The 12,689-nt window shown below is 60.9% G+C and carries 11 protein-coding genes; 3 read left to right on the forward strand and 8 right to left on the reverse strand.

Annotated elements, in window-relative coordinates; translation table 11 throughout:
• Positions 1-66: 66 nt before the first annotated feature.
• Entirely contained in the window at positions 67-1,101 is a 1,035-nt protein-coding gene (locus TRL7639_RS01200) for an NAD(P)/FAD-dependent oxidoreductase (RefSeq protein WP_085793992.1), read from the reverse strand.
• 62 nt (positions 1,102-1,163) lie between these two features.
• Between TRL7639_RS01200 and mnmC2 the strand changes: the two genes are divergently transcribed.
• Complete coding sequence (mnmC2, locus tag TRL7639_RS01205) at positions 1,164-1,829, forward strand: tRNA (5-methylaminomethyl-2-thiouridine)(34)-methyltransferase MnmC2 (RefSeq protein ID WP_085796200.1); 666 nt, start codon at positions 1,164-1,166, stop codon at positions 1,827-1,829.
• A gap of 35 nt (positions 1,830-1,864) precedes the next feature.
• On the forward strand, positions 1,865-2,701 hold the full coding sequence (locus TRL7639_RS01210; RefSeq protein ID WP_085796199.1) for a DMT family transporter: 837 nt from the start codon (positions 1,865-1,867) through the stop codon (positions 2,699-2,701).
• Here TRL7639_RS01210 and TRL7639_RS01215 read toward each other — a convergent pair.
• The gene (locus tag TRL7639_RS01215; protein WP_085793993.1) at positions 2,660-4,642 is read right to left on the reverse strand and encodes a lytic transglycosylase domain-containing protein; all 1,983 of its coding nucleotides are present in this window, start codon (positions 4,640-4,642) and stop codon (positions 2,660-2,662) included. The genes TRL7639_RS01210 and TRL7639_RS01215 overlap by 42 nt on opposite strands.
• Before the next feature lie 133 nt (positions 4,643-4,775).
• Between TRL7639_RS01215 and dapA the strand changes: the two genes are divergently transcribed.
• On the forward strand, positions 4,776-5,648 hold the full coding sequence (gene dapA / locus TRL7639_RS01220) for a 4-hydroxy-tetrahydrodipicolinate synthase (protein ID WP_085793994.1): 873 nt from the start codon (positions 4,776-4,778) through the stop codon (positions 5,646-5,648).
• 34 nt (positions 5,649-5,682) lie between these two features.
• Here dapA and TRL7639_RS01225 read toward each other — a convergent pair whose 3' ends face one another.
• The 6 genes from TRL7639_RS01225 to pta all read right to left on the reverse strand — a co-directional run bounded on the left by TRL7639_RS01225 (position 5,683) and on the right by pta (position 12,686).
• Positions 5,683-6,564 (reverse strand): sigma-70 family RNA polymerase sigma factor, encoded by an 882-nt coding sequence (locus tag TRL7639_RS01225; RefSeq protein WP_110647090.1) that lies wholly within the window; start codon positions 6,562-6,564, stop codon positions 5,683-5,685.
• A complete protein-coding gene (locus TRL7639_RS01230; protein ID WP_085793995.1) occupies positions 6,561-7,022 on the reverse strand; it encodes a carboxymuconolactone decarboxylase family protein in 462 nt (153 codons plus the stop codon). The genes TRL7639_RS01225 and TRL7639_RS01230 overlap by 4 nt, the downstream gene beginning before the upstream one ends.
• A gap of 107 nt (positions 7,023-7,129) precedes the next feature.
• Positions 7,130-8,002: a dimethyl sulfoxide reductase anchor subunit family protein gene (locus tag TRL7639_RS01235; protein WP_085793996.1), complete on the reverse strand. Its 873-nt coding sequence runs from the start codon at positions 8,000-8,002 to the stop codon at positions 7,130-7,132.
• Complete coding sequence (locus TRL7639_RS01240; protein WP_085793997.1) at positions 8,002-8,766, reverse strand: 4Fe-4S dicluster domain-containing protein; 765 nt, start codon at positions 8,764-8,766, stop codon at positions 8,002-8,004. The genes TRL7639_RS01235 and TRL7639_RS01240 overlap by 1 nt, the downstream gene beginning before the upstream one ends.
• Complete coding sequence (locus TRL7639_RS01245) at positions 8,766-11,588, reverse strand: molybdopterin oxidoreductase family protein (RefSeq protein ID WP_085793998.1); 2,823 nt, start codon at positions 11,586-11,588, stop codon at positions 8,766-8,768. The genes TRL7639_RS01240 and TRL7639_RS01245 overlap by 1 nt, the downstream gene beginning before the upstream one ends.
• Positions 11,589-11,675: 87 nt before the next feature.
• Positions 11,676-12,686 (reverse strand): phosphate acetyltransferase, encoded by a 1,011-nt coding sequence (gene pta, locus TRL7639_RS01250; protein WP_085793999.1) that lies wholly within the window; start codon positions 12,684-12,686, stop codon positions 11,676-11,678.
• Positions 12,687-12,689 lie beyond the last annotated feature (3 nt).

Below are 12,689 nucleotides of genomic sequence, written 5' to 3' on the forward strand. Positions count from 1 at the left end.
GGCGGCCCGGCCCAACGGAAGGCGGGCATCTTTGATGCACGACCGACCGGCGGGAGCCTTTCCGAGTTACAAGCTCTTCTCTGGTCGAAAATCGTCCGGAATCTCGTCACGACCCTCGAGCACTAAATTGGCCATCACCTGTGCCACTTTGGGCGCCATGCCGAAGCCGATCTTGAAACCACCGTTGGCAATGAAATGACCTGGAAACAGAGGATGCGGACCCAGCATCGGTGCGCGGCTTTTGGCGCGGGGGCGGACGCCCGCCCAACGTTCGATGACCTCGGCCCCGTGCAGCAGAGGCAAGGCGCGCACGGCGCGGTCCAGCACGTCGTCTAGTTGTTCGTCCGTGGTATCGGGTGCATCATAGTCGCGTTCCGAGGTCGATCCGATCGCCAGTGTTCCGTTGGAGTGTGGGATGAAATGCAGCGCATCGGCAAAGAGCTGCGGTACCTCTCCAGCGTCGAACCGGAGCAGCGCGGCCTGTCCCTTGACGCCATTGCCGACTGTTTTGCCCTTACCCTCGGACAGCTCCAACAATCCAGCAACTCCAGTGGCATGGATGACCTGACCGCTGTCCCCACCCGATGCTGTCACGCTCACGCCCATCGTTTGCAGGGCCGCGACCAAAGCCGTGCAGGCCTGACGCGGGTGCATGCGAGCGCTTAGTGTGTCATGGATCACGTAGCCCGTGGGGCTGGGGGGGCACCAGCCACCCATCTCGGACACAGGCCGGACGCGCCACTCGGCCTTGCCTTGCCACAAGTCCTTGGCTGTCTCGGACCGCCGATGCGTCAATTCCAAGATCCGTTCGTCTGCAATCGGCTGCAGTCGCCCCAAGCGACCGTAACCGGGGGAGACACCGCCAACAGCCTCGACGTCTTTCCAAAATCCTTCAGCCATGATCAGGCTGTCGAACTGAAAGGCTTTCTTGGCGTTCCAGTTTTCAGGCACATGCGGCGCCAAGGCCCCGACCAGACCGCCGCTGGACCCAGAACCAGGGCCAAACGGGTCGAGCACCTGCACCTTTGCGCCGCGCCGGGCGCAGATCCACGCAATGGACAGGCCAAAGATACCGGCCCCGCGTATCGTCACATCTGCCATTGCCAATCTTTGCCGCCTTCGTCAGTGTCGCGCTGTTTCACCAGCCTTTAGGGGATAATGCCATGACTGACCAGCGCGCGGAACTGAGTTGGACGGACGACTCCATTCCCGTCTCGGACCGGTTCGATGACCCCTATTTCTCGCTTCAGAACGGGCTAGAGGAAACACGCCATGTTTTTCTGGCAGGCAGCGACCTGCCCGCGCGCTTTGCCCCTGGTTTTCATATTGCAGAGCTGGGATTTGGCACCGGACTGAACATGTTGACCGTCTGGGCCGAATGGGAACGGTCGGGGCAGACCACACCGTTACGCTTCACCAGCTTCGAGGCTTTCCCGATGGATCCAGCCGACATGGCGCGCGCGCTGCAGGCCTTTCCTAATCTGTCGGAATGGTCCGCGCGGTTTCTGGCTGTCTGGAACGGCGAGGCCTGTGATCTGGGGACGGTCCAAGTGGAAGTGATCCAGGGCGACGCCCGACAGACGCTTGCAACTTGGGACGGTGCCGCGGATGCTTGGTTTCTGGACGGCTTCTCGCCCGCCAAAAATCCCGAACTGTGGGAGTCGGATTTGATGGCCCATGTCGCAAACCACACAGCACCCGGCGGCACAGCTGCCACATATACCGCAGCGGGCTTTGTGCGCCGGGGGCTAGAGGCGGCGGGGTTCACCGTCACACGCACCCCCGGATACGGACGCAAACGGCATATGACACGGGCAGTTTTGGATTGACGCAAAAGAACAACATCCCTGCGGGCATTGCCCTGATGCTGGGCGCGACCGTGGTCTTTGCCTTGCAGGATGGCATCTCGCGCCATCTGGCGGGTACCTACAACACGTACATGGTGGTGATGATACGCTATTGGTTCTTTGCGGCTTTTGTTGTGGCTTTGGCGGCGCGTACGCAAGGTGGCGTGCGCGCGGCTGCGCGAACCGATCAACTGGTGTTGCAGATCTTTCGCGGAATTCTCTTGGCGGGTGAAATCTGCGTTGCTGTTTACGGCTTCACCATACTCGGCTTAATCGAAAGCCAGGCCGTTTTCATCTGCTACCCGCTTCTGGTTGCAGCGCTCAGCGGGCCTGTGCTGGGTGAAAAGGTTGGTTGGCGCCGGTGGGCCGCGATCGGGGTTGGCTGCGTGGGTGTGCTGATCATTCTGCAACCGGGCATGGGCGTGTTCAATCCGGCGGCAATCATCCCGCTGATCTCGGCCTTGATGTTTGCGCTTTATGGCCTGCTCACGCGCTATGCCGCGCGCAAAGACAGCACCGCGACGTCGTTTTTCTGGACCGGCATCGCAGGTGCCGTGGTCATGACTGCAATTGGTATGTGGTTCTGGGAACCCATGGAACCTGCCGATTGGGGTTGGATGGCATTGCTGTGCGTCTCAGGGGTGTCAGGGCATTGGTTGCTGATCAAATGCTATGAGATGGCCGAAGCGAGCGCGGTGCAGCCCTTTGCCTATTTCCACCTGTTGTGGGCGGCGATGCTGGGCATTGCGATCTTTGGCGAGACATTGCGCGATGCCGTTGTCATCGGCACCGCGTTGATCGTGGGCGCTGGCCTATTCACTCTCTGGCGCGAACGCGCGCAAAGTCGACCCTGACAACTCTTTCGAGAACGGGATCGGCAGGGGATCCTTGCCAAGGCGGGCGCGGTAGACCGGCAGGCTTTCGGTCACCCGCATGACATAGTTGCGGGTTTCGTTGAACGGGATGTGCTCGATCCAGTCGATCATGTCCGGGGTGCCGGTGCGCGGATCGCCAAAACGTTCCATCCAAGAAATAGGTCGGCGCGGACCCGCGTTGTAGCCGGCCGACATCATCACCACATTGCCGACGAAATCACCTGCAAGGCCGGCCAGATAGTTGGCCCCAAGCACGGCATTGTATTCCCAATCTCGCGTCAGCCGGTCGGTCTTGTGCCCACCGAGCAAGCCCAGGTCGGTTGCAACCAGCTTGGCCGTTGCAGGCATCACCTGCATCAGCCCGCGTGCGCCTGCGCCGCTGATGACCACCGGATCAAATTCGCTTTCACGACGTGCGATCGCCAGTGTCATCTCTTCGGCCATGGGCAGCTCTTTGCTGGCCACCGGGTGCAGCGGGTAGTAGGCCGCCGGTATCACGAGGCCCGTGCGCGCCGCGCGTTTGGCGATCATGACCGCCAAATGGGGCTGGCCCATGTCGATCACCATATCGCCCAGTTGGGCGGCCTGTTCGGGCGGCAGGTCTTCGACCAGATGAGTCAGGAACCGCTCTGCCAGGTTCTTCTCGCCTGCACTCAGCAGCAGAAGCGAGGCTTCGAGCACACTGGATTTCATGAACGGTGCTTCCCGCCAGGGTGGGTTCTTGGGTGGATTGGCCAGGTCTGTGTCAAACTCGCGCCCGATCTGTTCAGCCGCCAACAACCCATAGAATGACGTTTGATACTTTGCTCCATCTGCGAAGGCGGCTTGGGCCTTGTCGATGTCGCCCATCTCGGCATAGGCGCGACCCCTCCAATATCCGCCGCGTCCCTTTGAAATGGGCGAAGCGATGGCAGCATCGAAGTTTTCAAAGTGCTTGGCCGCCGTCGCGGGATCCCCCAACTTGCGCAAAGCAATGAAACCCGCCAGCCATTCAAGATCGGCATAAGCATAGCCCATTTCCGGTGTCATGTGGTGGCGCGCGGCCACGCGGTAAGCCCGCTGATGATTGCCTTGGCGCATTTCCAACCGGGCAAGCCTGCGCCGTCGCGGGGCCCATTTGTCGGGCTCACCCAAAGCTTTTGGGCTGGTGGAACGTTCCAGCATCAGGTCCACGGCGCTTGCGTCCAACTCTTTGCGATCGCGCCAGACAAAGCGTTGATAAGCCAGTCCCGGAGAATCCATCAACTCTTTTGGGATCGCGGTGATTTTGGCATCCACCCCTGGGGCCATTTCGAACAAGGCGATCCGCGCCTCGGCCAGCTTGCGCTGCCCTTCGCTGACCAGCGGCAACATGCGTTTCGAGCTGATCATGTGTTCGTCCCAGATCAGTCGATCCAGCCGTGCTGCGTGATGCGGTTTCAGCAGCTTGCCGAAGTTTTCCAGATAGTCCTTTTGCAACCCGCTGCCCATCGGCATGGTGCGCCAGGCCTTGACCAATTCCGCCTCGGCATCGCCGCGCTGTCCTTTGGCCATCAAGGCAGCGGCATAGTTCAACGCGCCTTCGGCCGTTTGCGGGGGCACTTCGGCATAGAATTTCAGGACCCGATCCGGGTCGGCATTGGTGAAAGAGGGCTCGCTCTTGCGGCGCAAAAAATCCAAGCCCGGCCAATCTGGTCGCCGTTCCAGAAACACCAGAACATCGCCCGAGGTTCCAAACCCCTTGCGCAGCCAATGCCAAACGATGATGTCGCGCGGGACAGACCCGCGCCCACCCGACACGCGCAGCGCTTCGTTCCAGTTCCCGGCCCGCATTTCCTTGAGGCCCAGCTTCAGATCATCGGCCGGACCTGCCAGTGCAGGGCCCAACACCGCAGTGCTAAACAGGATTAGGGCCATAACAGCGGCCAGAACGCGTGTCATCACTTGCATTTCCCGATCAACCAAGGCTAGAGCCTGTTACGTTAAGCCGTGTTCGGCCGGGATCAACACACAATCCCGAAAGAATGCAAGTTCGGCGGGCCATTGCCCGCATTGCCAACCAGGGAGCATCCCAATGTTCACAGGCTCTATGCCAGCCCTCGTCACCCCGTTCCTCAATGGTGAGTTGGACCTGGACAAGCTCAAACACCTGGTGGAATGGCAGATCAGCGAAGGTTCGACCGGCCTGGTTCCTGTTGGCACCACCGGCGAAAGCCCAACGCTGAGCCATGACGAACACGAAGCCGTTATTGCCGAGGTGGTCAAGGCCGCCGCGGGCCGCGTGCCGGTCATCGCCGGAGCCGGGTCGAACAATACGGTCGAGACGATTCGCTTTGTCGAGTTTGCAGCCCGTGTTGGTGCCGATGCGGCGCTGGTCGTCACGCCCTACTACAACAAGCCGACGCAGCGCGGCATGGCGGCGCATTTCACCGCAGCACATGACTGCGCCGAAATTCCGATCATCATCTACAACATCCCCGGTCGCTCGATCGTCGACATGACCCCGGATACCATGGGCGAACTGGCTAAACTGCCGCGCATCGTCGGCGTCAAGGACGCGACCGGCGACATTGCTCGCGTTAGCCAGCAACGCGCAAGCTGTGGTGCAGACTTCTGCCAGCTGTCGGGTGAAGACGCGACTGCGCTAGGCTTTAACGCGCATGGCGGCGTGGGCTGTATCTCGGTCACGGCCAACGTGGCGCCGAAACTCTGCGCCGAGTTCCAGCAGGCAACGCTGGTGGGCGACTATGCCAAGGCGCTGGAGTATCAGGACAAGCTGATGCCGCTGCACGAGGCGATCTTTATCGAGCCGGGTCTGGTGGGTGCAAAATACGGGCTGTCGAAACTGGGCCTGTGCAGCGAAGAGGTCCGCTCGCCGCTGACCGGTCTGGAAGACAGCACCAAAGTCGCCATCGACGCGGCCATGGCACACGCAGGTCTGCTCTAAACTCTAATACCCCCGCTGCGCGTCGCGGCGGGGGTTACTCTAAGACCCGCGCAAGATGACGGGTCTTGTCAGGATTGCGGGTCATGTAAATCTTGGCAATCCGCCCCTCTTCAATTTCAAAAGACGCCGCTTGCAGAATGCCGCCCGGCTCCCGGCTGACGATTGCGGGCTGGCCGTTCAGCTCACACAACGTCCAGCGCAAGCCCGGATAGCCTGCTGTTTTGCGTGCGAGGCCAGCAAAAAATCGGATCACCTTGTCCCGCCCCAAGATGGGGTTGAGGGTTGCCAGAACCTTGCCGCCCCCATCGGAATGCAGGCGTACATCCTTAGCCAGCAGTTGGGTCAGCGCGTTGGTGTCCCCGCTCTTGGCAGCCGAAAAGAAAGCGCTGATTAGATTGCGTCCTGTGGCGTCGTCGACTCTTGTACGGGGCTTGTTCTGCTGCACATGTTTGCGCGCACGGCTGACCAACTGTCGGCACGACGTGGTGCTGCGCTCCAAAGCCTGTGCCAGCTCATCATAGCTATGTTCGAAAACATCATGCAGCAGGAAGGCCGCGCGCTCTAGCGGGGTCAGACGCTCCAGTGACAAGAGCAGCGCGATCGACACATCCCGGTCCAGCCGCTCGGTGGCGTCATCAGTGACCAGCGGCTCGGGCAGCCATTCCCCGGTGTAGGCCTCGCGCCGGGTCTTGGCAGTGCGAAGGTGGTCCAGACACAGCCGTGTGGTTATGCGTATCAAGTAGCCGGTGCTGTCCTGCACATGGCGCTGATCAACGCGCTGCCAGCGCAGGTAGGCCTCTTGGACGACGTCTTCGGCATCGCTGACCGTGCCCAGCATGCGATACGCAACCGCGAACAAGCGCGGCTGCAGATCGACGAATGCCTGATCCGGAGTATCTGGCAAAGGTTGGGTCACGCGGCAGAGGCCTCCTGTCCGACAGGATGTGGGGTGGCAAAGCCGATGGCAATCCGGTTCCAGGCGTTGATGGTTGTGATCAGCAGGGTCAGAGCGACTTGCTCGATCTCGTCAAAATGCGCGGCCAAGGAGGCATAGGTCGCATCAGGTGCGCCGGTCCGGTCAATCCGCGTCAAATCCTCGGCCCAGGCCAGTGCAGCGCGTTCCTTGTCGGAATAGAGCGGAGATTCACGCCAGGCGTTCAGCAGATGCATCCGATCTTCGCTCTCGCCATGCGCGCGGGCATCATGGGTGTGCATGTGGATGCAATAGGCGCAGCCGTTGATTTGCGAGACGCGCAGTTTGACCAATTCGATCAGCAAGTGATCAAGGGGTGAGGTCTTGAGCGCTTCCTCCATATCCAGCATCGGCTGCATGAGGGTGGGCGCGGTAGCAAAAGGGTTCAAACGGGGGTGCATGTTTTGCTCCGTGGTTGGGGGTGAATACCAACAGGACGGGGCAGCGCGGGTGTTTGTGACATGGCCACAAAAAAAGAGCCTCGAAATCGAGGCTCTTTTCAGATCAATCAGCGTTTGCCGTAGTAGAGGCCAACCACATGTTCGGCCTGAGCAAAGAACAGCCAACGCGATGTGGCGATCCCGGCCAGATGCGACAGCACCGCGATCAGCGCGCCAAAGTGGTGGGGCGAGACCAACAGGATCAAGATCGGCAGAACGAAGGCCAACACAAACGAGATCATTCGCAGCTTGGCGGCGTGCTTGCGGCCCACCACGTGCACAAATTCGCGCAGCAGATAGTTGGTACCGGTGTGCGGTGGTTCAAAGGCGCGCACGGTGCCGCGCGAGCCCAGACCGGTGGCGGTGCCCATGTTGGTGCCCGAGTTGGCAAAGGCCACGTCGCCTTGTTTCCAATAGGCCAGTTGCACCAATGCCGCGATGGCAAGCAGAACCAAGGCCGCGTTGACCTGACCGGCCAGCAGCGCACCGCCTGCAAGGCTGAACGACAGGAACATCGCCGGGGTCAACTTCATGTTCCAGCGCGGGATGGTTTTCAGCTGAGTGTAGATCATCGAGGTAGTGAAGACCGTCAGCAGGCTGAACAGCGCGCCGATCAAACCCAAGGCAGTATATGTCTCGCCTAGAAACACCAGACCGGCCCCATAAGGCGCCATGACAAGCAGGGCGATGACCGCGCACCAGCCTTCGCGGCTGAGCCAGCTGGAGCGCCACTGTGTGAACGCCTTCATCGCGCGTTCCGGGTGGCCCAGGTGAAAGGTCGACGCCATCAGCCCGCCAACCGCCAGCGCATAGGCGATGGCGAAGAAGACAAAGGCGACCCAGCCAGTCACGTCAGGATAGCCGAGACCTAAAAACAGCAGCAGGCCAAAGCCCAGACCCGACAGGGTGGTGAATACGATAACTGAAGGTGCGGGATGCATCAGGCGTTACCTCCGGGGAGTTTGTCGAGGGCGTTGTCCAGCCACCCCATGAAGCCCTTGGGCTCTTCTGCGATGGGGGCCAGCAGCGGCGCGAGGATGTCGATTTGTTCTTCCACTGTGTCCTTGGGGCGGGGCGGCAGGTATTTGTTGACGGGCTTGGTGCCCATTTCGGGCATCAGGTCCATACCGCCACGCTCTTCGACCAGCTTGGATACGTCGCTGTTGGGATCACCCAGATCACCAAAGTGACGGGCACCGGCGGGGCAGGTCCGCACGCAGGACGGAACGCGATCAACCTCTTCGAGGTTTTCGTTGTAGATCCGGTCAACGCACAGGGTGCATTTCTTCATCACGCCCTCGGTCGCGTCCAACTCGCGCGCGCCGTAGGGGCACGACCAGGCACAGAGGCCACAGCCGATGCAATCGCTTTCGTTGACCAGCACGATGCCGTCCTCGACCCGCTTGTAGCTGGCCCCGGTGGGGCAAACGGTGACGCAAGGCGCGTCTTCGCAGTGCAGGCAGGACTTGGGAAAGTGGATCAGCTGCGCATGGCCCTGTTCGGGCTGCACCTCAAAGCTGTGCACGCGGTTCAGGAATGTGCCTGACGGGTTACCGCCATAAGCATCCTGATCCGACAGCGGTGCACCGTAGTTTTCGGTGTTCCAGCCTTTGCACGAGATCACGCAGGCGTGGCAACCGACACAGGTATCCAGGTCGATCACCAGACCCATTTTGCGGTCAGTGGATTGGGGGAGTTGGGTCATTATTTGCCTACCTTCCACGCCAGGTTCTTGGGACCGGTTCCCACCGGTGATTTGATCGGTTCAAAGACCGGCTGGCTTTCTGCCAGATCCTCGGGTGCGCCTGCTTTCTCGATTTTGACCTTCAGGTCGAACCAGGCGGCCTGACCGGTGATCGGATCCGAGTTGGCCCACCGCAGACCGTCACCCTTGGCGGGCAGCAGTTCGTGGATCAGGTGGTTGAGCAGGAAGCCTTTGGTCGCTTCGGGCGCGTCCTCTTCCAAAGCCCAGGCGCCTTTACGCTTGCCGATCGCGTTCCAGGTCCAGACGGTGTTGTCGTTCAGCGCCGCCATCTCCATCACCGGCACGGTGATCTCACCGTGGGGCGAGGTGACTTTGGCCCAATCGCCGTCTTGCAGGCCATTCTCGCGCATCAGCTTGGTCGGCACATAGAGCGGGTTGCGGCCATGCAACTGACGCAGCCAGGCGTTCTGGGTGCCCCACGAGTGGTACATCGCCATCGGACGCTGTGTCAGCGCGTTGACGGTGAAGCCCTCGTTGCCGTGCTGGTCGGTCTCGTACCAGATTGGCATCGGGTCCAGCTTTTCCTTGATCCGCTCGCGCAGGTGATCCGGGGGCTGGCGCTCGCCGTGACCTTCGGCGGCCAGCTGGAATTTGCGCATCGGCTCGGAATAGAGCTGGAACAGATATGGCTCGGGCTTGTCATAGATGCCCATGCCAACGGCCCATTCCTGATAGGAGGTGTTCCAGGGTTTGTAGTAATCCGCACCCTCAGGGATGTGGGCCACGTAAAAGCCGCCGTTTTCGATGTAACGATCCAGCTGCTCGGGGTTCACTTCGCCCCGACCTTCCTTGTCGCCGTTTTCACCGCGGAAACCGGCGAGCGGGCCGATGCCCGGCTTGCGTTCGTGGTTCACGATGTAGTCGGCATAGTCCTGCCATTTGGCAGAGCCGTCTTCATGTGTGAAACCGGGCAGTTTCATCTTGTTGGCAAGCTGCACCAGAGCGGTCTGGAAGCCGCGCACATCGCGGTCCGGTTCAATCACCGGCCAGCGAATGGCGTCTGCGGCTGCGTCCGCCTCACAAATCGGGCGATCCAGCAGCGAGATACAGTCGTGGCGCTCCAGATAGGTGGTGTCGGGCAGGATCAGGTCGGCATAGGCCACCATTTCCGAGCTGTAGGCGTCGGAATAGATGATGCGCGGGATTACGTATTCGCCGCTCTCATCCTTGTCGGTGAGCATCTCCATGACACCTTTGGTGTTCATGGACGAGTTCCACGACATGTTCGCCATGTACATGAACAGCGTGTCGATCTTGTAGGGGTCACCCGCATGCGCGTTCGAGATCACCATATGCATCAGTCCGTGGCTGGACATCGGGTTTTCCCAGGTGAACGCCTTGTCGATCCGCGCCGGGCTGCCGTCTTCTTTCAGGGCCAGGTTTTCCGGGCCACGGACAAAGCCCAGGTGCGGGCCATCGAGCGGCGCGTCCGGGGTGACTTTGCAGTGCGGGGCAGGGTGCGCCTCGACCGGTTTGGGGTACGGTGGTTTGAAGCGGAAGCCGCCGGGAACCTCGACCGTGCCCAGGATGATCTGCAGCACATGCAGTGCGCGGCAGGTCTGGAAACCGTTGGCGTGGGCCGAAACACCGCGCATCGAGTGCATCGAAACCGGGCGACCGATCATCTTGGTGTGTTTTTCACCGCGGAAGTCGGTCCATTCTTGGTCCAGCTCAAACGCCTCGTCAAAGGCAACGCGGGCCAGTTCGCCTGCGATGGCGCGGATACGCTCGGCGGGGATGCCGCAGCGCTCGGCGACAGCCTCGGGTGCGTATTCGTCAGACAAGTAGCGCTCGACCATGCCGTGGAACACCGGGCGGTGAGTTACACCGTCTTTTTCATACGTCGCCGACAGGTCGGGACGGACGCCCGGCTTGTCGAATGCAGTCAGTTCGCCAGTGTTGCGGTCGATGACCAGCGGTTTGCCGTCTTCGTCGCGCAGGAACAAACCTTTGGTCGCACCTTCGGTGGCGTCGATCAGGACCGGCGCATTGGTGTAGCGGCTGAGGTAATCCAGGTCGATCTTGCCCGCTTTCATCAACACGTGGATCATCGACAGGATGAACAGGCCGTCGGTGCCGGGGGTGATGCCAACCCAGTCGTCAGCAACGGCGTTATAACCCGAGCGGATCGGGTTCACGCCGATGACGCGCGCGCCGCGTGCTTTGATTTTACCCAGGCCGATCTTGATGGGGTTGGAATCGTGGTCTTCGGCAACGCCAAACAACATGAACAGTTTGGTGTGGTCCCAGTCGGGTTGACCGAACTCCCAAAACGCGCCGCCCATGGTGTAGATGCCGCCCGCGGCCATGTTAACCGAGCAGAAGCCACCGTGGGCTGCATAGTTGGGCGTGCCAAAGTTCTGTGCCCAGAAGCTGGTGAAGGACTGCGACTGGTCACGACCGGTGAAGAACGCCAGTTTCTCGGGGTTCTCGTGACGGATCGGCTCTAGCCAGCCCGCCGCGATGTCCAGCGCCTCGTCCCAGCTGATTTCTTCGAACTCGCCCGACCCGCGGGGGCCGACACGTTTCATCGGCGCCTTCAGGCGCGACGGCGCGTTGACCTGCATGATCCCAGCGGACCCTTTGGCGCACAAAACGCCCTTGTTCACCGGGTGATCACGGTTGCCTTCGATATAGGCGACCTTGCCGTCCTTCATGTGCACGTTGATGCCGCAGCGGCATGCGCACATGTAGCAAGTGGTCTGCCTGATCTCGTCCGAGACCTTGGGCGAAGTGTTGAGGATCGGCTGCTGATGAGTCATTGGCGGGTCCTGTCCTTTGCATCGGGAGAAACGTGCCCGTTTCTTCCCAAATTGAAAACACTGTTCCTGAAAACAGCGGTGTATTCGTTATTTTGTCCCTGCAGCTTGCAGGATGGTTACAGCGATGATCTGGGTCACATCTTCGGCGCTGCAGCCACGGGACAGGTCGTTTGCGGGCTTGGCGAGGCCCTGCATCACCGGGCCGATGGCGGAATAGCCGCCAATCCGCTGGGTGATCTTGTAGCTGATGTTCCCCGCGTCGAGGTTGGGGAAAATCATGACATTGGCCTGACCGGCCACATCTGAACCTGGTGACTTGCGCGCCCCAACCGAAGGGACAAAAGCGGCGTCAAACTGCAGCTCGCCGTCAACCTGAAGGTCAGGGGCGTTGGCGCGCAGAGTTTCGGTCGCCTCGATCACCTTATCGACGGCCGGGTGTTTTGCGCTGCCTTTGGTCGAGAACGACAACATCGCGATCTTGGGTTCGGTCTGCAGTAGAGCGCGGGCCGAAGTGGCCGAGGCGGTGGCGATCTTGGCCAGTTCCGCAGCGCTGGGGTCGATAACCAAGCCGCAGTCGGAATACAGCATCGCCCGCGCGCCGGGTTGGGCGTTTTCGGGCGGGTACATCAGAAAGAAGGATGACACCATGCCCGCGTCAGGGGCCATGCCGATCACCTGGATCGCGGTGCGGACAACGTCGCCTGTGGTGTGAACGGCACCGCCAACCGTGCCAGTGGCGCGGCCGGTGCGCACCAGCATTGCAGCATACACCAGCGGTGTTTCAGCGGCGGCGCGGGCCTTAGCCTCGTCGACGCCTTTGTGCTTGCGGAGTTCGAAATAAACATTTGCGAATTCCTCGGTCAGGTCCGAGGTTGCGGGATCGTGGATGGCAACGCCGTCAGATGCGGAGGCCCCTTCGGCCTGCAACGCAGCTTCAACCTCGGCTTGCGGTCCAACAAGAATTACATCGGCCAATCCGGCCTTGTGGGCGGCCAGCGCCCCCGCGACGATGCGGGGATCACTGCCTTCGCTTAGAGAAACAACAGGGCGGGTTGCCGGGGCGTTTGCCGTCAACAGCTCAATCGGTGTTAGGGTCATACG

This window comes from Falsiruegeria litorea R37, from assembly GCF_900172225.1.
GTDB lineage: Bacteria > Pseudomonadota > Alphaproteobacteria > Rhodobacterales > Rhodobacteraceae > Falsiruegeria > Falsiruegeria litorea.

Excerpts from the sequence above, each read along its gene's own strand:
- TRL7639_RS01200 (WP_085793992.1), bottom strand. The coding sequence starts at position 1,101 with ATGGCAGATGTGACGATACGCGGGGCCGGTATCTTTGGCCTGTCCATT.
- mnmC2 (WP_085796200.1), top strand. The coding sequence starts at position 1,164 with ATGACTGACCAGCGCGCGGAACTGAGTTGGACGGACGACTCCATTCCC.
- TRL7639_RS01210 (WP_085796199.1), top strand. The coding sequence starts at position 1,865 with ATGCTGGGCGCGACCGTGGTCTTTGCCTTGCAGGATGGCATCTCGCGC.
- TRL7639_RS01215 (WP_085793993.1), bottom strand. The coding sequence starts at position 4,642 with ATGACACGCGTTCTGGCCGCTGTTATGGCCCTAATCCTGTTTAGCACT.
- dapA (WP_085793994.1), top strand. The coding sequence starts at position 4,776 with ATGTTCACAGGCTCTATGCCAGCCCTCGTCACCCCGTTCCTCAATGGT.
- TRL7639_RS01230 (WP_085793995.1), bottom strand. The coding sequence starts at position 7,022 with ATGCACCCCCGTTTGAACCCTTTTGCTACCGCGCCCACCCTCATGCAG.
- TRL7639_RS01235 (WP_085793996.1), bottom strand. The coding sequence starts at position 8,002 with ATGCATCCCGCACCTTCAGTTATCGTATTCACCACCCTGTCGGGTCTG.
- TRL7639_RS01240 (WP_085793997.1), bottom strand. The coding sequence starts at position 8,766 with ATGACCCAACTCCCCCAATCCACTGACCGCAAAATGGGTCTGGTGATC.
- TRL7639_RS01245 (WP_085793998.1), bottom strand. The coding sequence starts at position 11,588 with ATGACTCATCAGCAGCCGATCCTCAACACTTCGCCCAAGGTCTCGGAC.
- pta (WP_085793999.1), bottom strand. The coding sequence starts at position 12,686 with ATGACCCTAACACCGATTGAGCTGTTGACGGCAAACGCCCCGGCAACC.